Below are 21,927 nucleotides of genomic sequence, written 5' to 3' on the forward strand. Positions count from 1 at the left end.
CTCACCTGCCGGAACGGCCCGTCCGGAACTGTCCGGCTCCGAAGGTTACGCCACGCCAGAGCCGGTCCGGCCGGTGAAATCCGCGCGGCGATAGGGTGCCGGTGTGAGCGATCCCGGAGAGTCCGCCGCGCCGGAGCCGGACCGCTCGGACGCGCCGGCCGCGATCGACACGTCCGTTGCCAGCCCGGCGCGCATGTACGACTACTACCTCGGGGGCACGCAGAACTTCGCGTCCGACCGGCGCGCGGCCCAGGAGATCTACACGATGATCCCCGAGCTGCCGGAGATCGCCCGGGACAACCGCGCCTTCCTGCGGCGCGCCGTGCGCACGCTGGCCGACGCGGGGATCCGCCAGTTCGTCGACATCGGCAGCGGCCTGCCGACGCAGGGCAGCGTGCACGAGATCGCGCGGGAGGCCGATCCGGCGTCACGGGTCGTCTACGTCGACAACGACCCGCTGGTGCTGGCCCACGCACGCACGCTGCCGGCCGGCGGCACCGAGGGCACGACCGCCTACGTCGCCGCCGACCTGCGCGAGCCCGACGCGATCTTCACGCATCCGGACGTGCGCGCGCTGATCGACATCGACCGGCCGATCGGCCTGCTCCTCGTCGCCGTCCTGCACTTCATCACCGACGAGGAGGATCCCCGGGGACTGGTGGGCCGTTACCGGTCCCGCCTGGCACCCGGCAGCCACATCGCGATCGCCCACGCGACCCGGGACGACCGGCCGCCGGAGGCCGTGCGGAAGATGACCGACGTCTACGAGCGAGCGTCCGCGCCGTTCACCTTCCGCACGAGAGAGCAGATCCTGTCCTTCTTCCACGGAACGCACCTGCTCGATCCCGGCCTGGTCTACTCCCCGGACTGGCGCCGCGAACCGGACACCCCGCCCTCGCCGTCCGCCGCCTGGAACTACGCCGGCGTCGGCCTGGTCCCGCCCGAGCGGTAGACGTCCACCAGCCTCCGGCACGGTCGTCCGGGTGCGGCGACCGAACGGATCGAGGGCCGCGTCCGTATCCGGCCGGAGGGCCGGAGGCCGAGGCCCCCGCACTCGGAACCGGCACCCGCCCGGCGGAGACGATCGTCGGACCCCCGGCCGTGATCGACTCATGTGGAGTTCGCGGCGGACGATTACTTCACATCAGTGGACGCACTCTCATTAGACTTGACCTCCAGGATCACTGTCAACAAGTATGAATTAACAAGCTGTTCCATTCACGACAGTCGTAGGAGGTGGGGTTGGGCGACGACGAGTCGCGGCGGCGGACGCTCGCCGAGAAGCTGGAGTATCTGTTCCGCACGGTCCGCGAGACGGACCGGCGCGAGTACAGCAACGAGGACGTGGCGGCGGCCATCGTCCGCGACCAGCAGGTGACGATCTCCGCGTCCTACATCTGGTACCTGCGCACCGGGCAGCGGGACAACCCGACGTTCAAGCATCTCAACGCCCTCGCACGGTTCTTCGGCGTGCCTCCCGCGTACTTCTTCGACGACGAGACGAGCGCGCAGGTCGAAGCCGAACTCGGGCTGCTGGCGGCGATGCGGGACGCGGGAGTGCGCGACGTCGCTCTCCGCGCGTCCGGCCTTTCGGCCAAGAGCCTCGACACCATCAACGACGTCATCAGCCGCGTACGGGAACTGGAGGGTCTCCCCCCGTACGAGGAGAAATGAGAACGCAAAGGTACAACGGTCACGTCAAGGACCGAATTCGAGGTGTCATACCCGGCATAATTGGAATGTGGACTTCGCGGCGCTGACCGAACGCTGCCGGACGACGTTAAGGGCACTCGACCTACCGCGTCCGTTCGACGTGCACGCGTTCTGCGCGCAGGTCGGCCGCGACCGCGGCCGGCCCCTCTCGCTGCTGGTGATGGACCTGCCGCCCGACGCGCCCTGCGGCCTGTGGGTCAGCACCGAACAGCGCGACTACATCGTCTACGAGCGCGCGACCACTCCCCTGCACCAGGAGCACATCATCCTGCACGAGCTGGCCCACGTGCTGTGCGGTCACGTCGAGGGCGCCGGGCTCGGTGACGAGCACGCGCGCCGGCTGTTCCCGAGCCTGTCGCCGGGGACGGTCCGGCGCGTGCTGGGCCGGGGCGCGTACTCCAGCGAGGAGGAGCAGGAGGCCGAGCTTCTCGCCTCCATGATCCTGCAGCGGGCCGGCCGGGCCCGCCGTTCGCCACGCGTGACGGATCCGGACGCGGCCGACCACCTCCGGCGTCTGGAATCGGGAATTTGAACGAGGTGATCCGGTGAGCACTCCTGTGCTGCCGTACCTGGTCATCACGGGGCTGCTCCTGTTCGGCCTGGCGCAGAAGCTCTACGGGCTGCGCCGGAGGCGGGACGACCCGGTCCGCTGGGCGGTGTGCTTCTGCCTGGCGAGCCTGGCCATGGCGACGGCGTTCCAGTGGTTCACCGACGCCATCGACGAGGGCAGCGGCGTCCCGCATCTCGCCGACGCGCTGAGCGACGTGGGCGCGATGTGCGCGGCGGGCGCCGGACGGGTGTTCCTCATCCACGTCTACTACCCGGTGTCCTCGGCGCGCGTGCGGGCCCGGCGGAGCTACGCGGGGCTGGCGGCGGCCGTGGTGATGGTCGCGGTCCTGTTCGTGGCGGTGCCCCCGGAACCCGACACCGGGCACGCCGGGGCGCACGTCGACGCGGTCTACCTCTACGTCTACGTCTGGTACATCGCGATCGCCCTGCTGTCGGTCTCCCGGCTGGGACTGCGCTACTCCCGGCTCGCCGACCGGTCCTCCCTCCGCCTGGGGCTGCGGGTCATCGTGGCCGGAAGCGCGTGCGGACTCGCCTTCCTCGCCGTGAAGGCCGTGATGCTGGTCGGTGAGGAGACCGGCAGGCCGCTCGGGTGGCTGGACCAGTCCGTGGACCTGCCGCTGGAGCTGAGCACGGAGGCGCTCCTGCTGGCGGGGGTGACGATCCCGGCGTGGGGCGACCGGCTCGGCACGCTGGTCCGCTGGGCCGGCGACTGCCGCTCCTACCGCCTGCTCCATCCGCTCTGGCTGGCCCTGCACGAGACCAACCCCGGCCTCAGCCTGATGCCCCACCACCGGACCGGCGGCCGGTACTGGCGCCGCGACGTCGGCTTCCTGCTGTACCGCCAGGTCATCGAGATCCGGGACGGTCAGCTCGCGCTGCGCCCGTACGTCCACCCCGGCGCCACGGAGGTCGCCAGGGACCTGGGCCGGCGCGCCGGGCTCCCCGACGACGAGATCCGCGCCGCCGTCGAGGCGGCCACGATCGCCGCCGGCATCGCGGCGAAGGCACAGGGCCGGGACCCCACCGACATGCCGTCGCCGCCACCGGCGCCACCCCTCGGCCCCGACCTCGACGCGGAGGTCACCTGGCTCACGAAGGTCTCCCGCGCCTTCGCCGGCTCGCCGGTCGTCCCGGCGACCGTGGCCTCGCTCACCGAGCCGAGCGGGGACGGCACGACGCTGTGACGCCTCCGGCCGGCGCCCGCGGCGCTCACATGCCGATGGGCAGGCCGGCGTAGTTCTCCGCGAGGCCGGTCGCGCCGGCCATGCTGCCAGCCACCCACCGCAGCTGGGACAGCTGGAGCTGGGCGTCGAAGGGGTCGCCGCTGGCGTGCAGCATCGTCGTCATCCACCAGGAGAAGTGCGTGCACCGCCAGACCCGCCGCAGCGCCGTGTCGGAGTAGGCGTCGGCCAGGGCCGTGCTGTTCTTGCGGAGCAGCGCCGTCAGCGCCGGCGCCAGCAGGGCAACGTCCGCCACGGCGAGGTTCAGGCCCTTGGCTCCCGTCGGCGGCACGATGTGCGCGGCGTCGCCGGCCAGGAACAGCCGCCCGTACCGCATCGGCTCCATGACGTAGCTGCGCATCGGCAGCACGCTCTTGTCGGTGATCGGCCCAGGGGTGAGCTCCCATCCGTCCTGCCCGTGCCCGAGCCGTACGGCGAGCTCGTCCCAGATCCGGTCGTCGGACCACTCGGCGATGTCCTCGCCCGGCGCCACCTGCAGGTACAGCCGGCTGACGGTCTCCGAGCGCATCGAGTGCAGCGCGAAGCCGTTCGGGTGCCAGGCGTAGATGAGCTCGTCCGTCGAGGGCGCCACGTCGGCGAGGATGCCGAGCCAGGAGTACGGGTAGGTGCGCTCCCACGTCCTCTTCACACCGTCGGGCACCGCCGTGCGGCTCGGGCCGAAGGAGCCGTCGCACCCGGCGATGACGTCCGCGTCGAGGCGCACGTCGCGGCCGTCCGCGGACCGGAACGTGACGTAGGGACGGTCGGTCGTCAGGTCGTGCACGGCGGTGTCGCTCACGCCGTAGCAGAACTCCTGGCCCGCGGCCTCGCGCGCGCGGCCCAGGTCCTTGGTGACCTCGGTCTGCCCGTACACCCAGACGCTGCGTCCGGCGAGGTCGACGAAGTCGAGGTGGTGGCGTTCCCCGGGCCACCGCAGGTAGATGCCGCGGTGCTCGTCGCCCTGCTCGTGCAGACGGGCCCCGAGCCCGACGGCGTCGAGCAGTTCGACGGTCGAGCTCTCGAGAATGCCGGCCCGGATCCGGGCCTCCACGTACTCGCGCGTACGGGTCTCGATGACCACCGAGTCGATGCCTTCGTGGGCCAGCAGATGGGAGAGCAGCAGGCCGGCCGGACCGGCCCCGATGATGGCGACCTCTGTACGCATGCTGATCAGTCAAACCCAGCGCCATTTCGAGACGGTCACGCTCTTTCACTGAATGGAAGGCGTGATGTCGCGCCGGGTCGCGGACTCACGGCGCGACGGTGAACCAGTCGGTGAAGCCGCTCGGGTCGTGCCGGCCGAGCGCGCCGTGCTCGAACAGGCCGTAGCCCGTCGCGCCGTCGCAGGTGGCGCGCGCGACGTGGTCGACCATGCCGAACATCATCTTGCCGGCGACGTCCGGGGAGCTCAGGTCGTAGGTGCGCCGCTCGGTGAACCCCGGGCCCTTCCACACCCCGTGGGACCAGTCGGAGTCGCCGCCGTAGCCACCGCCGAGGTGCAGCGCGACCGGCAGCAGCGACTCGACCTCCAGCGTGACGGGATCGCCGTACGCTCCGGAGCAGCGGATCACCGCGCCGGTGGGGATCCGGGTGCCGGAGGCGTAGGAGATGGCCACCTGCGGCCAGCCGAGCTGTTCGACCCGCCCGTCGCCCCACACGCGGTTGCAGTCGTTGAGGGTGCGGAAGCCGTCCGGGCCCTCCTGGACGATGAGCACGATCGCGAAGTCGTCGAAGCGCAGCGGCAGGTAGAGCCACCACATGCCCTCGAACGGCGGGTCCGCCGGCCGGCCCGCCGGCTCGGGCTCGCCGACCGGGCGGATCCCCCATGAGCGGTCACGCGTGCCGACCCAGCGGTCCGGCGTCACCGCGATCTCCTCGCCGTCGATGACGATCGTGCCGGACCAGGTGCCCACCTGGGCGAACCGCTGGGCGTCGAGGGTCACGCGGCTTCCGGAGCGCAGGAGGTGCGGCTGCTCCCGGACGACGTCGAACGATCCCTCCCAGGTCAGGTCGAAGGCGATGCCCTCGGTCTCGTCCAGGACCGCGCGCAGCCGCCGGAGCGGTTCGAGGACCTCGATCCGGTAGCCGCCGACCCGCTGGTTCAGCCGGTCGTCGTCGATCGCGTCGCCGAGGTGCACGGCCGTCTGCGTGTCGCCGCGCCGGAGCAGCACGAAGGCGTCCTTGGTGCCGAGGTGGGGATACCAGCCCATTCCGGTGACGACGAAGATGTCGCCCGTACGGTCGTGGGCGTTGAGATAGCAGCGGTCGTAGAAGTTGCGGTCGCTGGTGGCCGGCCAGGTGACCGGCAGCGGAGCCTGGTGGATGGGGTACTCGTCGAGCGGGCCGACCATGGCTACGCACCCACCTTTTCCAGCAGTTCGACGAGCAGCGGCCGATGGTGGAGCAGGGTCTCGATGTCGGCCGGGCGTTCGACCTCGCCGAAGTGGATCTGCCGGGCGCCGGTCCGCATGAACACGATCGCCCACCGCACGCCGTTGTACACGTGGTACCAGGTCAGGTCGTCCAGGGTGACACCGGCGGCCTTCTCGTACGCGGCCGTCACGTCCTCCTCGCGGAGGAAGTCCGGCATGCCCGGCAGCGCGAGCACCGTGGTGATCGACTCAAAGACCCGGTGGGCGAGGATCAGCCAGGAGACGTCGAGTTCGCGCGGGCCGAGCGCGGCCATCTCCCAGTCGAGTACGGCGGCGGGCGTGAAGTCGCGGTAGAGGATGTTGCCGATCCGCGCGTCGCCCCAGCACAGGACCGTCTCACGGGTCCGCGGCACGGTGGCCGCGAGCCAGGCCAGGCCGCGCTCGACCAGCGGAGACCGGCCCAGGCCGGTCACGGCGAAGTCGTACCAGGCCCTGGTGTCCGCCAGGCCGCGCGCGAGCGGGGTGCTGCCGCCCGCCGCGCTCCGGGCGAGGAAGGCGAACGCCGAGCCGGCGCCCGGGATGGCGTGCAGGCGGGCGATCGTCTCGATCGTACGGTCCTGCAGCCGGCGCCGGTCCTCGGGCGCGGCGTCGTAGAGCCAGTTGTCGCCGAAGTTGTAGGGCAGCACGTCGCGGGGGACGACACCGTCGACGTGGTCCATCAGGAAGAACGGGCTGCCGATCACCTCGCCCGTGGGTTCGAGCCGGTGAACGCGCGGAACGGGTACGTCGGTCAGCTCACCGACCAGCCGCATGGTGTCGTACTGGTCGCGTAAGGAGTAGCGGGGGAAGACCGGGACGTCTTCGGGGTCCGGGACGACGCGTGCGACGTAACGGCCGGACCGGGGCCGGCCGCCCTCGGTCCAGGTGGCCTCCAGGGACAGCGTCTCCGAGGACATGCCGTTGGCGTCGATACCGTCGAGCAGCGTCACGCCGAGGTCGCCGGCCCCCGCGGGAAGCACGGTCGCCAGCCACGGGGCGAGACGGGCGGCTAACGCGGCCGTGTCACGGCCCGAACGTCGCAGCTTCGTGTCGGCCGGTGGGCGTGGGCGATCCATCGGAGTTCCTCCCAGCCCGCTGAAACGGAATTTCACCGAGATTACCCGGCGGACCGCGGCACGAACAGATCCGCCGCGAGGGGCCCGTACCGGCTCCGGTCCGCATCTCCTTTTCTGGATTAACTGGAAAGAGTCTTGACAGTATGTGGCAAGATCGGGCACCTTGACAGTCGCCACCGTGTCGTCATGACACGACTGTCAAGGCAACGGCAACCGGACCGACCCCGCCAGGAGGTTCCGTTGGTCACCCGCAGATCGTTCCTCGCCGCCGCCGGCGCCGCCGCACTCGCCGCCCCGCTCGGACGCGGGCTGCTCGGCGGCCCCGCGTCAGCGGCCGCCGCGACGTGCGCCCTCACCCTCGCCAACCACGGCTCCAGTCCCGTCAACGCCTACATCACCGGCCGCGAACAGGGCACCGACAAGCCGATGCTGCTGCGCGCCGACGGCACGCCGTACCATCTCGAATCGCCGTCGGGCCCGCAGACCCCGCTGCCCGTGGACTGCTCGATCCCGGTCGGCGCCGGCGGCGAGGCGAACCTTACGCTCAGTCAGATGTACGCCGCGCGCATCTACTTCGTGAAGAACGACAAGCTCGACTTCTACGTCAACCCCGGGCCGGCGCTCGTCGAGCCGGCGTTCGCCAATCCCTCCGACGCGAACTACGGCAGGACCTGGTCGTTCTGCGAGTTCACCTTCAACCCGTCCCAGCTGTTCGCCAACATCTCCTACGTCGACCTGCTGACCGCGCTGCCGATCGGGCTCGAGCTCGTCGGCGACGCGACGCACACGGTCGCCCCCGCGCCCGCCGGAGCGGTCGACGCGGTGGCCGACGCCCTCGTCGCGCAGAAGAACGCCGACGGCGCGCCCTGGGACCGGCTCGTCATCCGCAACGGCGGCGGTGTCCTGCGGGTCATCGCGCCGCAGGACCTCATGGCGAGCGACTCCGCCGCCTTCTCCTCGTACTGGGACGGCTACGTCGGCCAGGTATGGGACAAGTACGCCACGGCCGACCTCAGGGTGGACCTCCAGGGCGGGCGCGGCGTCTTCACCGGACGCGTCAACGGCGGCGTGCTGACGTTCAACGACGGCAGCACGTTCGCGCGACCGGCGTCGAAGGACATCTTCACCTGCAACGACGGGCCGTTCGCCAACAACCCGGCCGACTCCGACATCAAGAAGGGCCTGCTCGCGCGCATCGCGGCGGCGTTCAACCGCAGCACCATCCTGAGCAGCGCCGACCAGCCGAACGGCACGCCGGAGTCGGGGTTCTACCAGGCCCCGACCACCAACCACTGGGCGCGGATCGTGCACGCCCACACCCCGATCGGCTACGCCTTCCCGTACGACGACGTCTGCCCGGACGGGCAGCCGGACGTCTCCGGTGCCGCGAGCGACGGCAACCCGCGGCACCTGACCGTGAGCGTCGGTTAGTGCGGTGTCCACCAACGCCGCCCGGGTCACGGGATGACGTCGGTGGAGGATCTCGCCGTGAGACGAGCGACTCCTCGCCGCCCACACGTGGGCGGCGGGGGCCCACCGCCGGCCAAGGGATCTGTCTCGTGCCGCCACCATGCAGAACCGCCGGGTTGCAGCGGGAGGGACGGGGCGATGGCGGGCGACCCGCGTGAGGCGGTCTAACCTTCTCGATCAGAGCCGCGCCGCACGCGGCCGTCGCAGCGAACCCACGGGAGAATCACGGAATGAGCGACCGAGCGGACGAGATGATCCACGCCCTGCGCACCGGCCACGACGACCTCGCGGCGATGGTGCGCGGTTTCACCCCCGACGACCTCGCCCGGCCGTCCGGGGCCGCCGAGTGGGACGTCTCGCAGGTGCTGAGCCACCTGGGCAGCGGCGCGGAGATCGCCCTCGCCTCGCTGGAGGGCGCGCTGAACGGCACCGGCAATCCCGGCGGCGACTTCAACCAGCGCGTGTGGGCACGGTGGGACGCCATGTCGCGCGAGGAGCGCGCCGAGACCTTCCTGACCGCCGACGAGACGCTGGTGCGCCGCTACGAGTCGATCGACGCGCCGGCCAGAGAGAGTCTCCGCATCGACCTGGGCTTCCTGCCCGCGCCCGTGGACCTCGCCTTCGCCGCCGGGCTGCGGCTCAACGAGGTCGCCCACCACGTGTGGGACGTCAAGGTGGCCTTCGACCCGGCGGCGACGCTCGCGCCGGAGGCCGCTCCCCTGCTCTTCGACCAGGCGGCACAGCTCATGGGATTTCTCGGCAAGGCGGAGGAGATCGACGGCCGGCCGGTGACGATCGCGGTGACCACGACCTCCCCGGAGCGCTCGTTCGGGGTCCGGCTGGATGAGAAGGTGACGGTGACCGACGTCCCCGCCGACCCGGACGCGTCGCTGACCGCGCCGGCGGAGTGGTGGCTGCGCCTGGTCACCGGCCGGCACGCTCCCGAGCACACCCCGGACGAGGTGAAGCTCACCGGCGGCAGGCTCACGCTGGACGACCTGCGCCGCGTCTTCCCCGGCTTCTGACCCCCACGCGGCGCGGTCACGCGGTCACGCTCCGGCTGTGGAACGGCGTGCGCGGAGGGTACGTAACCGCGCATGCGGGTCCTTTTGGCGGGTTGGTTCAGTTTCGTGGACGGTGAGGCGACCGCCGGTGATGTGCTCAGCCTCCAGGCGGTACGGTCGGCGCTGGCCGACGTGCCGTGCGACGTGGCGTGGAGCCCGGTCTTCCGGCCCGGCGAGCTGACCCTCGACGACGCCGCTCCCGAGGCGTACAGCCACGTGGTGTTCGTCTGCGGCCCGCTGCACGGGCCGCAGCTCCGGCGGCTGCACGAGCGGTACGCCGCGTGCCGGCGGATCGCGGTCGGGGTCTCGGTCATCGATCCCCGCGACCCCGCGGTGACCGGCTTCGACGTGGTGCTCGCCCGCGACGCTCCGGACGCGGCACCCCACCGGGACCTGGCCGCGCTGCCCGCCTGCGCCGCGGTGCCGGTGGCCGGCGTCGTACTGGCGCCCGGCCAGGAGGAGTACGGGGCGGAACGCCGGCACGACGAGGTGCACGCGCGGCTGACGTCGTGGCTGGCCCGGCTCGGCTGCGCCCGTCTCGTCCTGGACACGCGGCTGGACCACGACGACTGGCGTTGCTTCGGCACGCCCGATGAGCTGTTGTCGGTGGTCGGCCGCCTGGACGTCGTCGTCACCACCCGGCTGCACGGCCTCGTGACCGCCCTGCGGTGCGGGGTGCCGGCGCTCGCGGTCGACCCGGTGTGGCGGGGCGCGAAGGTCTCGGCGCAGGCACGGGCCTGGCACTGGCCTGCGGCGCTGACCGCCGAGGAGATGTCGGAGGAGGCGCTGGACCGGTGGTGGCGCTGGTGCCTCGGCGCGGAGGGGCACCGCGCCGCCGAACGGGTGGCGCGCGACCCGGACGGCGCGCTGCTCGCCGAGCTTCGCGAGGCCCTGGGCGCGCCGCCTCGTTGACCGGCACTCGGGAAGTCCGTCGCGCGGATCTCAGGGGGACGGCTTGCCGACCGGCGCCGGGGACAGGTCCGGTGCGGCGCCGTCCGGGTCCGGGTCGCCCGGCAGCTCCTCGACGGCGGGCGGGCCCGCGGTCACGAGGGTCAGCGTCCGTACGTCGCGGCTCAGCAGCGGCGCCAGGCTGGCGGCGGCGACGATGATCCCGCACATCAGCAGGGTGGCGCGGATGCCGATCGCGTCGGTGACCGGCGCGACCAGGAGATAGCCGACCGGGGTCAGGCCGATCTCGGCGATGTCGGCGAACGCCGAGACGCGGCCCTGCTGGTCGGCGGGAACGTCCTGCTGGATCGCGGTCCGCCACGCCACCACCGACATGCTCAGCCCGCACGCGGCGACGACGACCGCGGCCATCACCGCCGCCAGGGGCGCCCCAACCGCCATCAGCGGGTCCGGCAGGGCCAGTGCGGCCGTCCCGAGGCAGTTCGTCCATCCCGCCCGGCGCGGGCGCCAGATGAGCGAGACGGCCGCGCCCAGCGCCATGCCGCAGCCCAGGCTGGAGGCGATCAGCCCCCACGCCCACGCGCCGCCCAGGCAGGACTCGGCGTACGGCGGTCCGAGGATGCCGTAGCCGACGTGCCAGGCCGGGATCATGATCCCGGCGCCGATGAGGCAGGTCCAGATCCAGCGCCGGGTACGGATCGTGGTCCAGCCCTCGATCAGGTCGGCGCGCATGGTGGACGGCTGCCGGTCGGCGCGCGGGGCGTGGATCCTCGCCATCAGCGCGCCGGAGGCGAAGAAGGAGACGGCGTTGCATCCCACCCCGTAGCCGGCGCCCGCCGTCGCGACGAGCGTCCCGCCGATCGCCGGGCCGACGGTCAGGACGATGTGCCGGGCGAGCTGGCTGAGGGCGTTCGCCTCGCTCAGCTGTTCTTCGGCGACGACCGCGCGGATGAGGCCGACGCGCGCGGGTCCGGAGAACGACGCCGCGGCGGAGTTCGCGCCGGCCAGTGCCGCGAGGTTCCACACCGCGGCCCGGCCGGTGAAGATCAGCGTGGCCTCGACCACCGTGATCAGGCCGATGATGACCTGGACGACGGAGATGACCAGCGCGCGGGGAAACCGGTCGGCGACCACCCCGCCCATCGGGCCCGCGAGGATGCCCGCCGTCATGGTGGCCAGCAGCACCAAGGCGATTCCGCGCGCCCCGCCGCCGATGCCGAGCACGGTGAAGGCCAGCGCCCCCGTCGCCGCGGTCGTACCGGCGGTGTTGACCTGGTCGGCCACGAAACACCGGCGGAACCGCGAGTCGGTCCGCAGCGGACCGGTGATCCGCGTCAGATGCGCGGCCGCCCGGCCGGTGAGGGGCAGGCCCCGCATGGAGCCGGTCACGGCCCGAGCTGTGGCCTGCCTCAAAGTCCCCGTCCGGAGCGAGCGGCAATGCGGGCCAAAGGGCAAGACCCGGACGAATGACGGTTGCTCATCGGTAGCGCCTTTCCCGCGCTGGTGCGTGCACTCGCGGGGACTTTACGCGGACGCAATCGAGATCACGCCCACAATGCGCAGCCCTCAACGCCGCTTGACGAAACCGCCGCGCGCCCCGCGTGACCAATGCGGGTATTGGTCCCGTTCCGCCCCACATGTGCGTTGCATGTGGTGGGATTAACACCGCACATCGTGGGATGAGGAATGTCCCAGGACGGCAGCCCATGGCGCAACGCTCGGGCGCGCGAACCGGATGGGATTCGTTGGGATGAAACGGCCTGCGGAAGAACCCGATCCGAAGCGGTCGACATCGGCGGACTGTGACGCCGGACCGCGGCTCGCCGCCGAACTGCAGGCGCTGCGGGCACGCACCGGAAAGAGCCTCAAGGAGCTCGAACAACTCGTCCACGCCAGCGACTCGTCGATATCGCGCTACCTGTCCGGGCGAATCGTCCCACCATGGTCGGTCATCGAGCGGTTGTCACGGCTGGCCGGGGACGAGCCCGCGCGCCTGCGCCCGCTCTGGGACCACCTCACCGGCGACGGTCACCGGCAGGGCGACTGCCCGCCGCTGTCCGAGCCGCTCCAGGACCCGGCCCCGCCCCCTCCGGAATCGTCCGCGACGGCCGGGGACCGGGTGCCGCTTCGCCGGGTCGATCGCCGCGGCCGGCTGGTCATCGCCGTCCTGATCGCGGTGACGGCGCTGGTCTTCGGCGGGGCCGGCGTGATCGTCGGGTGGTCGCTGGCGCCCCGCTCCCGGCCCGTCCCGGTCGTACAGCAGTTCGCCGCCTGCAAGGACTGGCCCTGGCCGGGCCGGCAGGACGGCCAGGCGGCGCTCGCGCCCGTCCAGGTGCACGGCCGCGACCACACGGCCACGGTGCAGCTGCTCACCCGGAGCATCGGCGGCCGGGAGATGGTCTGGGCGCAGATCACCCATGCCCGGTACGGCGACCGTGTCTGGATGGACTGGACGCGCAACGACGGCAAGACGTGGACCCAGTGCGGCCCGTTCACCACGACCGGCGCCACCTTCAGCAGCCGCGCGCACGAGATGGCGCCGGGGTGGAGGTTCCGCGCCTGCGGCGACACCCCGCGCTGGCCGACCAGCCTTCCCCGCGACGCCTGCACCGCCTTCTGGTGACCGGGCCGCCGGGCGGCGGATCCGTCCCGGAAACGGCCTGACCGGGCGCGGTCATCCGGTGGGCGCGCCGCTGCGGCGGCCGCAGCGCAGGCGGCCGGCCTCGTCGCCGATGCGGCCCCACAGCTCGCCCGCCGCCCGCCATTCGCGAAGGGCGGCGCGGGTCTTCTGCTGCCCGGCCAGGACGACGCCGATCATCTCGCGAGCGTGCGCCTGCCCGTCGAGCTCTCCGACGTCCTCGGCCAGGTCGAGCGCCTGCACGAAGTGGTAGTAGGCGCGTTCGAGCTGTTCCGCACGGCGGTCGGAGGCGTCCGGTGGTTCGCCGCCGGGCGTGTCGTCGGCCTGCCGGGTGGCGATGACCCCCAGGTTGATCTCATCCCCGATCCGGCCTCGCGTGTCACCGGGCGGTCGGGCGGCGATGCACGCCTCGATGTTGGTGCGCGCGGCGGCGAGGTCGCCGCGGTCGAGGCTCTGCAGCGCCGCCTCGGTGTGCCACTGCGGCAGCCCCCGCGTGCGCCGGAGGCCGGTCGCGAGGTCCAGGTGACGCTGGGCGGCGTCCGCGTCGCCCCGCGTACGGGCCATGGCGGCCAGCCGCAGGTGGCCGACGGAGGCGGCCGGTTCGGATTCGGACTCGATGAGCGCCCACGCGACGGCCTCGCGTTCGGAGGTGCGTCCCTCCCGGGCGTACCAGACCTCGAGCGCATCGGCGATCTCCACGATCTCGGCCCTCGGCTCGGCGCGGTCGGCGAGCTTGCGCAGCACGGCGTCCGCGGAGGCGAACCAGGCGCGTGCCTCGGCGTAGCGCTCGGTGCCGAGGCGGTCGGCGTGGTCGGCCGCCAGTTCCGCGTAGTAGGCGTACAGCCGGCGGACCGCGCGGGCGCGGCGCCGCCGCCCGAGGTCCAGCCCCAGCGTCCCCGCCTGCTCCGTCAGCCGTACGCCGCCGGGGCCGCGGTGCACCAGGGCACGTGCGGCGAGGTCGGCCACGGACGCGTCGACGCGCGCGACGGGACGGCCGGTGAGGGCCGCGAGGGCGCCCCGTTCGTACGGGGCGTGCGGCAGCGCGCTCATCAGCGTGAGCAGCCGCCGTCCCTCCTTGGGCACCCCGGCCAGCAGCGATCGGAAGAGGTCGCGGAACCGCTGCGACAGCGGGGACCGGTCGCTCGACCGCAGGAGGTCCAGGAGCTCGGAGACCGAGAGTTCCGGGTTCGCGTCGAAGATCCGGCCGGCCTCCTTCACGATGCGCGGGCGCAGCAGGTAACTGCGGGCCAGCTCGGCGGCCGGGCCGGGTTCGGCGCCCACCCGCTCCTCGATGGCGTTCGGTGGGCGGCGCACCGCCCGGTGCCACAGCCGCCGCCACGGCCGCCCCCGCCCGGACGCCGGCGTCAGGCCGTAGGGGTTGCAGAACAGCCGCAGCCCGTCTTCGGGGGTGAGGCCGCCGACGGTCGTCTCGGCGATGCCGTGCAGGTCGTCCGGCCCGACGTCGCCCGCGATGATGACGTACGCCCCCGAAATCGGGCGGGCGATCCACCGCACCTGGGCCGGATCGGTGACATTGTCGATCAGGAGCGCCTGGCCACTGTCCTGTAGCCGGCCGGCGATGAGCTCGATCGCGCCGACGCCGGCATTGCTCACCGGCAGGTTGAGCTCGCGCAGCACGGCGAGCCGCACCTCACGCTCACTCTGGCCGTACGCGTCGACCCAGCGCCGCCGCCCGGGCTCGGCCACCAGGCGCAGCAGCACCTCGATGGCCACGGCCGAGGTGCCGATGCCACGCGGGCCGCGTACCAGCACGCACCGGTGCGCCCGTGCCTTGCGCACGGTCTCGTCGATGACCTCGTCGCGGCCGACGAGAGGGCTGCGGTCGGTCAGGCTGCGCCGCTCGATCGGCTCCGGCGGGGGCGGCATCCGGTTGTCCAGCACCCACAGCGTCACCGCCGTGGGAGCGCCGGCCACCATGAGCGTCCACGGCACCCACTGACCCAGCGCGCCGAGCTGGTTCGCGGTCAGGTCCAGCACGAACGCCACCACGCCGCCCGCGAACGCGGCACTGCCGGTCAGGCGGGAACCGGTCCTCAACGGGCGCCGCATCCGGCCGGGCGTCCCGATCACGGCGCCCGCCCGTGCCGGCGAGGCGGCTGCCGAAGCTCCGGTCGCGACGCCGCCGGCCGTACGCCGGAGGTGAAGCCCCGCACCAGCCAGTTGCCCGTGGCGAGGACGAGGCCCAGCGGGATGACCGTCGCGACGACCGCGCCGGCCGCCATCACGCTCTCCGACGTGACGAACTGCCGCGCCTGGTCCGACAGCACGAACGTGACCTGGCCCGCCTCCGGGCCACCCAGCAGCAGCCCGACCACGTAGTCGTTCCACACCAGGACGAACTCCAGCACCGCGACGGTGACCAGTGCGGGAAGGGTCTCGCGCACCACCGCGAACAGCGGCGAGCCCGGCTCCGCGTCGTACCGGCGGGCATGCACGATCTCGCGTGGCACCGAGGCGAACGCGCCGCGCAGCAGCAGCATCGCCAGCGGCACGCCGAAGGCGGTGTGCACGATCGTCAGCGCGGTCGGCGCCCCCAGCAGGTGGAGCCGGTCGAACACCCGGCCCAGCTCGACGATGACGGTCTGCGGCGGGACCACGGCCACCATCGTGGTGACCGCGATCAGCGCGTGGTTCACCCGCCGCGGCAGGCCGCCCCAGGCCAGCGCGTACGCGGCGGGCACCGCCACGACCGGCAGCAGCACCGCCGCGAAGACCGAGCGCGCACCCGTGTTGACCAGCGCGCCGGTCAGCCCGCCGCTCTGGAACGCCTGCCGGTAGGACTCGAACCCGAACCCTCCGGACCACCAGCCGCCGCCCGCCGCCGCCCGCGGTGTGTGCAGCGACGTCAGCAGCAGGACGACCAGCGGCACCACCCACACGGCGACGGCCAGCACGACGACGGCCCTCCCGCGCCGGCGCCTCCGGGGCCCGGCCGCGGGCTCGGCGTCCGCCGTGTTCGTCGGCCACTCGCGGCTCAGCCCCCACAGGCCGATCAGCGCGGCGACCGCGGCGATCGCGAACTGGATCACGGTCAGCGCCGCGGACTCACCCGGTCCCAGGTCGTCGCGGAACCGCCACCAGTGCAGGCCCACCACGTCGACCTCGGCCTGGTCCGAGCCCGGCGCGGCGATCAGGATCAGGTCGAACACCCGCGCCGCCGCCACCAGGACGATGATCAGCACCAGCGCGCCGGCCGGGAACAGCGCCGGCCCGATGACCGTGCGCAACCGCCGGGCCCGGCTCACCCCGAAGGCCCGTGCCATCCGTACGAGGCCGGGCGGGATGGCGTTCAGACCGGACCGGAAGACGACGACCGCCAGGCCCGACCACTGCCAGGCGAATGCCAGGCCGAGCAGCAGCCAGATCCCGTTCGTCCCGAGCAGGAAGTCGCCGGGCTGCGCGATGAGCCGGAAGGCCAGCCCGGTCACCAGCGCCGACACGGCGATCGGCGCGGCGAGGATCCCGATCCGGCGGTGCGCGCTGATCGCCCAGGCCAGCAGGAGCCCGAACAGGCAGATCACCGGCGCCAGGATCAGCCAGAAGAGGCTGTTGCGCACCGCGTGCCGTACCTGCCCGTCGCGGAGGACGCCGGCGTAGTTGCCCAGCCCGCCGTGCAGGCTGTCCACCACCGCCCACACGAGGGGCAGGACCAGGACCACCCCGACGAGCAGCGCGGCCGGGAGCAGGTAGAGCACCGGCCGCCACGGCCGCGGCCGGTGTCCGCGCACCGGCGCCCGGGTGTCCTCGCGAGGGATGAGTCCCGTGCCGCTCACGCCGTCCCCCGTGAGGTGCCGTCGAGCCGGGCGACCGCGCGGCTCACGGCGGCGTCCAGCGCGGACGGGCGTTCGGCGACGGCGGCGAAGAACTCCTGGAAGATCCGCCAGGTGCCGCGGCCGTCGTTTCCGGCGAGTCGCCCGCCGAGCTGGTCGGACAGGTCGAACGTCACGCCGTCGGCGGTTTCGTTCCTCAGCTCGGCGGCGAGCAGGCCCTGGTCGGCCGGGTAGTCCTTCACCCGCGGATCGAGCGAGAGCAGCCCGCCCGTGGCCGCCCACGGGCGAGCGGCCTCCGGTGTGGCGAGCCAGTCGACGAGGGCGCGCCCGGCCTCACTGGCGGGCCGCAGCAGCACGGCGGCGTCACCCCCGGCCAGCAGCGGCCGGTGTTCGCCCCGGCGGTTGGGGAAGCGGAACCAGCGCGCGGGCGCAGAGCCGTTCTGCCGGATGATCGGGTAGTAGAAGTCCGCCCCGCAGACCATGGGGGCCGAGCCGTGCTCGAACACGTCGATGAGCGCCCCGTCGTACTGCGTGAGCAGCGCCCGCCGGGGCCCGCCCGCGAACACCCCCGGGATGCTCCACATCCCCCCGATCCTCCTCAGCGCCGCCTCGACGCTCGGGTGCCGCCACAGCGCGGCTCCGGTCGCCAGCCGCCGGTACGTGCCGGGGTCGATGCTGAGCAGGGCGTTCTCGAACCAGTCGGTGAGCACCCAGCCGTCGGCGGCGCCGATGGCCAGCGGCGGGCGGCCGGCGGCGGCCAGCTCGCCGCACAGGGCGAGCCATTCGTCCCAGTCCGACGGCACCTCGCGGAGCATGTCGGGCCGATACCACACGAGTGACTTGTGCGCGACCTTGAACCAGGAGCCGTAGATCCGGCCGTCGAAGGTGAGCAGCCGGGTCCAGCCGGCCGGCGCGGGCGGCGCGCCGGGCGCGGGCCGTGGCGGCACCAGCTGCCGCCGCGCGGCGGCCACGAGCTGCGGTTTCGGCACGAGCGCGACGTCGGGCGCGGCGGTGCGGGCGACCTGGTTGCCGAGCAGGGCGTCGAGGTCGTTGCCCGCCGAGAGCAGGCTGACCTTCCACCGGCCCCGGCGGGAGAACGCCGTCAGCACGTCGCGGAACCGGGCCAGCTCCCAGCCGTTCCAGACCCCGACGACCCGCAACCCGTCACGTCCGGCGCCGCAGCCGGTCAGCGTGCACAGCGCGAGTGTCAGCAGGGCGTCCCTACGGCGCATCGGCCGTCACCTCGGGCCGTACGACCTCGTCGAACGCGGCACCGCGCGTCTCCGAATCGGCGATGACCAGCACGGCGGCGTGGCGTCGCGCCTCGGTGACCGCCGTGCGGCAGGGCACGTGCCTCGCGCGGTCCTCGAACACGACCGCGGCGGGTTCGGTGGACAGCGCGCGGGCGAGCGCGACCTGAAGGCGCTGCACCGGGGAGATCTCGTGCGGGCGCAACCGCCCGATGCCCTCCAGCCGTAACCGGCGCATCCAGCGGGACGCGTCACCGCCGGCGTACTGGACGTTGCGCTCGACGGTGAGGTGCGGCAGCAGCCCGCCGCCCGCCGGGACCAGTGCGACGCCGCGCCGTCCGGGCGGCAGGCCGGTGACGTCGCGATCGCCGGCCCAGACGGTGCCCTTGTCGGGGATGGCCAGCCCGAGCAGGACGTCGGCCAGGGAGGCGGCGGCGGACGTCTCGGTCAGCACGACCGCGATCTGTCCGGACTCGACCGTCATATCCACCGAGCACGTGAATCCGCCAGGCGACCGCCAGCCAAGACCATCGAGTCTCAGGCTCGCCACATCTCTCCCTCGGCTGCGGGGGCGGCTCCGGGGCGATCGCTCCGTGGTGCGGGCGGGGGCCTGTCTCACCGCGTGACAGGAGGCCCGTGTCGGTCGACGCGTCCTCACTCTATCTCCCGCCACCCCGACCGGACCGGCGTCGGCCGCCGTGGCCGCGACCGGCCACCGGCCGCGGATCACCCCACCTGGCCCGTACCTCTAGGGCACGCCGGCGGGGACGCGGAGCGTGACGTTCTCCGCCCAGCCCACGAGTGCCTCGCGGTAGATCTCGTCGGGCTGGAGCCGGCGGAGCTCCTCGGCGATCAGCTCGGCCTTCGGCCGCCGGTGCAGACCCACCTGCCGCTCGGGCTGGCCGGGCCGGCTGAGGGTCGCCACCCGCCCGTCCGGGCGCGTCACGGACATGCGTCCGGTCGTCGTCTCCAGCGCGACCGACGTCACGCCGGGGCCGCAGGACCAGGCCACCTCGGCCGGCGCCTCCAGCCGCTCGGACAGCCAGGAGGCGAGGAGCACGGCGCTGGGGTTGCCGAACGCGGCCTCGATCGCGATCCCGGTGATGGCCCCGTGCGGCTTGTCCAGCCCGCTGGCCAGCAAAGAGCGCCACGGCGTGAGCCTCGTCCAGGACAGGTCGGTGTCGCCGGGCCGGTAGGCCAGCGCCAGCCGGGTCAGCGCGTCGAGGGGGTCGGCGTTGCCGGTGACGTCGGTGACGCGACGCTGGGCGAGGTGGCCGAGAGGCTCGTCGCCGGGACGGCTCGGCGCCTCACCGGGCCACCAGGTGATGACCGGCGTGTCGGGCAGCAGCAGCGGCAGCACGGCCGATTCGGCGTGCTGGGCCAGCGACCCGTACATCCGCATCAGGACGGTCTCGCCGGGGCCGGTGTCGCCGACGTGGACCTCCGCGTCCAGCCGCGGCTCCTCACCGCCGCGCCGGATGACGGCGAGGATCCGGCTGGGGCTGTCCTGCGACGCTTCGGCCGAGAAGCGCAGCGCGTCGTACTGGCCCACCTCGTCGGTGACGATCACGAGGGTCAGCACCTTGCCGCTCGCCGGGCCGCCCACGCGGTGGCGTACCGCGATGAGCGCCTCCTCGATCTTGCCGGTCGTCGTGTTCACCAGATCGATGATCATGATCGGTACCTCCCGTGCGCCGGTACGGGCGCTACGGCGTGAGGACCACCTTGAGGCAGTCGTCCTCCTTCTGCCGGAAGATCTCGTAGCCGTGCGGGGCGTCCTCCAGCCGCATGCGGTGGCTGATGACGAAGCCGGGATCGATGTCCCCGGCGCGGATCCGCTCCAGCAGCGGGCGCAGGTAGCGCTGGACGTGACACTGGGCGCCCCGCAGGGTGATCGACCGGTTCATCAGCGAGCCCATCGGGAACTTGTCCACGAAGCCGCCGTAGACGCCGACGACCGAGACGACGCCCCCGTTGCGGCAGGCCATGATCGCCTCCCGCAGCGCGAACGGCCGGTCGGTCTCGGTCCTGGTCGCCTGCTTGGCCCGGTCGTACCCGTACATCAGCGGGGCGGGGTGGTGCGCCTCGATGCCGACCGCGTCGATGCACGCGTCCGGCCCCCGGCCGGCCGTCATGTCGCGCAGAGCGTCGAGGACGTCGGTCCGCTCGTAGTCGAGGACCTCGGCACCCGCGCGCTCGGCCTTGTCGAGCCGGTACGGGATGCGGTCGATCGCGATCACCCGCTCGGCGCCCATGAGGAAGGCCGACGCGATGGCGAACTGCCCGACCGGCCCGGCGCCCCAGACCGCGATGACGTCGCCCGGCGTGATGTCGCACATCTCGGCGCCCATCCAGCCGGTCGGGAAGATGTCGGACAGGAAGAGCACCTGCTCGTCCGGCAGGTCGTCCTCGATCTTGATCGGGCCGACGTCGGCGAACGGCACACGCGCGTACTCCGCCTGCCCGCCCGCGAAGCCGCCCAGCATGTGCGAGTAGCCGAAGATGCCCGCCGGGCTGTAGCCCATCACCTTCTCCGCCATGCCGGCGTTCGGGTTGGAGTTCTCACAGACCGAGTACAGGCCGTGCTCACACGCGTCGCAGGCACCGCAGGCGATCGGGAACGGCACGACGACACGGTCGCCGGCCCGCAGGCCGGTGACGTCCGGCCCCGTCTCGACCACCTCCCCCATGAACTCGTGGCCGAGCACGTCGCCCTTCTTCATCGTCGGGATGTAGCCGTCGTAGAGGTGGAGATCGGATCCGCAGATCGCCGTGGAGGTGATGCGGACGACCGCGTCGCGGGAGTTGAGGATCCGCGGATCCGGCACGTCCCGGACCTCGACGTGGCCCCGGCCCATCCAGCAGTTGGCTCTCACGGCGTCCCCCCTGTCGTCACCGGCTGCGCCGGGCGCCGCCGGAGCCGGGGAATCGCCCCCACGCCCTCCGGGCCGCCCTCCGCGCGCAGCACCTCGCCGGTCTCCATGATCTGCTTGAATCGCCGCAGGTCGTCGCGTACATGCCGCTCGGGGTGCTCACCCAAGGGCCGCGCGAGAGCCGCCCCGGCCGCGCCGTACGGCAGCTCGTAGCGGAGCCGGATCCGCACCTCGGTCCCCTGGAGGCCCGGCGCGTCGGCGAAGCGCACCTCACCGCTGTTCGTCACCGCGGTGCCCCGGGAGGAGCACCAGGCGATGACCTCGCCCGGCCGGTCCTCGACGATCTCCGCGTCCCACTCGACCGTGCGCCCGGACGGACCGCGGACGGCCCAGTGGGAGTGGCGGTCGTCGATCACCGTCACCGACTCCAGACGGCTCGTGAAGCGGGGCAGGTTCGCGAGGTCGCGCCAGAAGCGGTACACCTCCTCGCGCGGGCGCCGGACCGTGATCGCCGCGTGCAGTAGCAGCTCCCGGTCCCACGGGCGGCGGCCCCGGCGCAGTGCGGTGGCCAGGTCGACGGCCGCGATGCCCGCGACCGCCGCCGTGGCGACCGCCGCCCGGCGGCGCCGCACTCCCCGGCGGCGGGCCGCCGCGAGGCCGAGCACGGCCAGGTCGGCCGCGTCGCCCGCCACCCGCGTCCACACCCACGGTCCCGGGACGCGGCTGCCCAGCAGGACGGCCGCCTGGCACAGCTCGCGTACGCCCGCGAGCGGCACCAGCAGGTGGGCCGGCGCGGAGTCGTCCACCCCGGTGATGCGGCGTACGGCGTTCGGCGCGGCGAGCTGGGCCGCTCCCAATCCCAGGCCGGCCCAGCCGAGTGCGCGGGCCGGCCGGTCGGTCTTGCGCTGACGTCCATCGTTCATGGCGTCCTCCCCCCGGCCC

The 21,927-nt window shown here is 73.0% G+C and carries 19 protein-coding genes; 8 read left to right on the forward strand and 11 right to left on the reverse strand.

Annotated features, from left to right (window positions below):
* The first annotated feature begins 103 nt into the window (after positions 1-103).
* The 4 genes from OG417_RS33360 to OG417_RS33375 all read left to right on the forward strand — a co-directional run bounded on the left by OG417_RS33360 (position 104) and on the right by OG417_RS33375 (position 3,467).
* Positions 104-952 carry an SAM-dependent methyltransferase gene (locus OG417_RS33360; RefSeq protein ID WP_329237058.1) on the forward strand — a complete coding sequence of 283 codons (849 nt, stop codon included), beginning with the start codon at positions 104-106 and terminating at the stop codon, positions 950-952.
* A gap of 290 nt (positions 953-1,242) precedes the next feature.
* Positions 1,243-1,674 carry a helix-turn-helix domain-containing protein gene (locus OG417_RS33365; RefSeq protein WP_329237061.1) on the forward strand — a complete coding sequence of 144 codons (432 nt, stop codon included), beginning with the start codon at positions 1,243-1,245 and terminating at the stop codon, positions 1,672-1,674.
* Between the two features lie 67 nt (positions 1,675-1,741).
* On the forward strand, positions 1,742-2,245 hold the full coding sequence (locus tag OG417_RS33370; RefSeq protein ID WP_329237064.1) for a hypothetical protein: 504 nt from the start codon (positions 1,742-1,744) through the stop codon (positions 2,243-2,245).
* Positions 2,246-2,258: 13 nt separating this feature from the next.
* The gene (locus tag OG417_RS33375) at positions 2,259-3,467 is read left to right on the forward strand and encodes an MAB_1171c family putative transporter (RefSeq protein WP_329237067.1); all 1,209 of its coding nucleotides are present in this window, start codon (positions 2,259-2,261) and stop codon (positions 3,465-3,467) included.
* Between the two features lie 25 nt (positions 3,468-3,492).
* Here the strand turns inward: OG417_RS33375 and OG417_RS33380 are convergent, their stop codons facing one another.
* The 3 genes from OG417_RS33380 to OG417_RS33390 all read right to left on the reverse strand — a co-directional run bounded on the left by OG417_RS33380 (position 3,493) and on the right by OG417_RS33390 (position 6,990).
* Complete coding sequence (locus OG417_RS33380; protein WP_329237070.1) at positions 3,493-4,668, reverse strand: 4-hydroxybenzoate 3-monooxygenase; 1,176 nt, start codon at positions 4,666-4,668, stop codon at positions 3,493-3,495.
* 85 nt (positions 4,669-4,753) lie between these two features.
* Positions 4,754-5,854, reverse strand: coding sequence for a hypothetical protein (locus OG417_RS33385; RefSeq protein WP_329237072.1), 1,101 nt, complete (start codon positions 5,852-5,854; stop codon positions 4,754-4,756).
* A gap of 2 nt (positions 5,855-5,856) precedes the next feature.
* Positions 5,857-6,990, reverse strand: a complete 1,134-nt coding sequence (locus OG417_RS33390) for a phosphotransferase family protein (protein WP_329237074.1) — start codon at positions 6,988-6,990, stop codon at positions 5,857-5,859.
* A gap of 240 nt (positions 6,991-7,230) precedes the next feature.
* Here OG417_RS33390 and OG417_RS33395 point away from each other — a divergent pair, with 240 nt between their 5' ends.
* From OG417_RS33395 to OG417_RS33405, 3 genes are all read left to right on the forward strand, one after another.
* Complete coding sequence (locus OG417_RS33395) at positions 7,231-8,421, forward strand: beta-1,3-glucanase family protein (protein ID WP_329237077.1); 1,191 nt, start codon at positions 7,231-7,233, stop codon at positions 8,419-8,421.
* 269 nt (positions 8,422-8,690) lie between these two features.
* Positions 8,691-9,485, forward strand: coding sequence for a maleylpyruvate isomerase family mycothiol-dependent enzyme (locus tag OG417_RS33400; protein ID WP_329237080.1), 795 nt, complete (start codon positions 8,691-8,693; stop codon positions 9,483-9,485).
* A gap of 72 nt (positions 9,486-9,557) precedes the next feature.
* A complete protein-coding gene (locus OG417_RS33405; protein WP_329237081.1) occupies positions 9,558-10,436 on the forward strand; it encodes a polysaccharide pyruvyl transferase family protein in 879 nt (292 codons plus the stop codon).
* Between the two features lie 30 nt (positions 10,437-10,466).
* Here the strand turns inward: OG417_RS33405 and OG417_RS33410 are convergent, their stop codons facing one another.
* Complete coding sequence (locus OG417_RS33410; RefSeq protein WP_329237083.1) at positions 10,467-11,822, reverse strand: MFS transporter; 1,356 nt, start codon at positions 11,820-11,822, stop codon at positions 10,467-10,469.
* Positions 11,823-12,183: 361 nt separating this feature from the next.
* Here OG417_RS33410 and OG417_RS33415 point away from each other — a divergent pair, with 361 nt between their 5' ends.
* Entirely contained in the window at positions 12,184-13,056 is an 873-nt protein-coding gene (locus OG417_RS33415; RefSeq protein WP_329237085.1) for a helix-turn-helix domain-containing protein, read from the forward strand.
* 51 nt (positions 13,057-13,107) lie between these two features.
* Here OG417_RS33415 and OG417_RS33420 read toward each other — a convergent pair whose 3' ends face one another.
* The 7 genes from OG417_RS33420 to OG417_RS33450 all read right to left on the reverse strand — a co-directional run bounded on the left by OG417_RS33420 (position 13,108) and on the right by OG417_RS33450 (position 21,908).
* Positions 13,108-15,129 (reverse strand): hypothetical protein, encoded by a 2,022-nt coding sequence (locus OG417_RS33420; RefSeq protein ID WP_329237088.1) that lies wholly within the window; start codon positions 15,127-15,129, stop codon positions 13,108-13,110.
* Between the two features lie 29 nt (positions 15,130-15,158).
* Positions 15,159-16,865: an ABC transporter permease gene (locus OG417_RS33425; protein WP_329237091.1), complete on the reverse strand. Its 1,707-nt coding sequence runs from the start codon at positions 16,863-16,865 to the stop codon at positions 15,159-15,161.
* Positions 16,862-18,094, reverse strand: coding sequence for an extracellular solute-binding protein (locus OG417_RS33430; protein ID WP_329237094.1), 1,233 nt, complete (start codon positions 18,092-18,094; stop codon positions 16,862-16,864). Before OG417_RS33430 ends, OG417_RS33425 begins: the two co-directional genes overlap by 4 nt.
* Positions 18,084-18,596, reverse strand: coding sequence for an ATP-binding cassette domain-containing protein (locus tag OG417_RS33435; protein ID WP_329237097.1), 513 nt, complete (start codon positions 18,594-18,596; stop codon positions 18,084-18,086). Before OG417_RS33435 ends, OG417_RS33430 begins: the two co-directional genes overlap by 11 nt.
* A 264-nt stretch (positions 18,597-18,860) precedes the next feature.
* Entirely contained in the window at positions 18,861-19,787 is a 927-nt protein-coding gene (locus tag OG417_RS33440; protein ID WP_329237100.1) for a glucose-6-phosphate dehydrogenase assembly protein OpcA, read from the reverse strand.
* Between the two features lie 31 nt (positions 19,788-19,818).
* On the reverse strand, positions 19,819-20,988 hold the full coding sequence (locus OG417_RS33445) for a zinc-dependent alcohol dehydrogenase (RefSeq protein ID WP_329237102.1): 1,170 nt from the start codon (positions 20,986-20,988) through the stop codon (positions 19,819-19,821).
* Positions 20,985-21,908 (reverse strand): SRPBCC family protein, encoded by a 924-nt coding sequence (locus OG417_RS33450; RefSeq protein WP_329237106.1) that lies wholly within the window; start codon positions 21,906-21,908, stop codon positions 20,985-20,987. Before OG417_RS33450 ends, OG417_RS33445 begins: the two co-directional genes overlap by 4 nt.
* Positions 21,909-21,927 lie beyond the last annotated feature (19 nt).

The sequence above is a fragment of the Actinoallomurus sp. NBC_01490 genome, assembly GCF_036227085.1.
Lineage (GTDB): Bacteria > Actinomycetota > Actinomycetes > Streptosporangiales > Streptosporangiaceae > Actinoallomurus > Actinoallomurus oryzae.

Excerpts from the sequence above, each read along its gene's own strand:
- OG417_RS33380 (WP_329237070.1), bottom strand. The coding sequence starts at position 4,668 with ATGCGTACAGAGGTCGCCATCATCGGGGCCGGTCCGGCCGGCCTGCTG.
- OG417_RS33385 (WP_329237072.1), bottom strand. The coding sequence starts at position 5,854 with ATGGTCGGCCCGCTCGACGAGTACCCCATCCACCAGGCTCCGCTGCCG.
- OG417_RS33390 (WP_329237074.1), bottom strand. The coding sequence starts at position 6,990 with ATGGATCGCCCACGCCCACCGGCCGACACGAAGCTGCGACGTTCGGGC.
- OG417_RS33400 (WP_329237080.1), top strand. The coding sequence starts at position 8,691 with ATGAGCGACCGAGCGGACGAGATGATCCACGCCCTGCGCACCGGCCAC.
- OG417_RS33405 (WP_329237081.1), top strand. The coding sequence starts at position 9,558 with ATGCGGGTCCTTTTGGCGGGTTGGTTCAGTTTCGTGGACGGTGAGGCG.
- OG417_RS33415 (WP_329237085.1), top strand. The coding sequence starts at position 12,184 with ATGAAACGGCCTGCGGAAGAACCCGATCCGAAGCGGTCGACATCGGCG.
- OG417_RS33430 (WP_329237094.1), bottom strand. The coding sequence starts at position 18,094 with ATGCGCCGTAGGGACGCCCTGCTGACACTCGCGCTGTGCACGCTGACC.
- OG417_RS33435 (WP_329237097.1), bottom strand. The coding sequence starts at position 18,596 with ATGACGGTCGAGTCCGGACAGATCGCGGTCGTGCTGACCGAGACGTCC.
- OG417_RS33440 (WP_329237100.1), bottom strand. The coding sequence starts at position 19,787 with ATGATCATCGATCTGGTGAACACGACGACCGGCAAGATCGAGGAGGCG.
- OG417_RS33450 (WP_329237106.1), bottom strand. The coding sequence starts at position 21,908 with ATGAACGATGGACGTCAGCGCAAGACCGACCGGCCGGCCCGCGCACTC.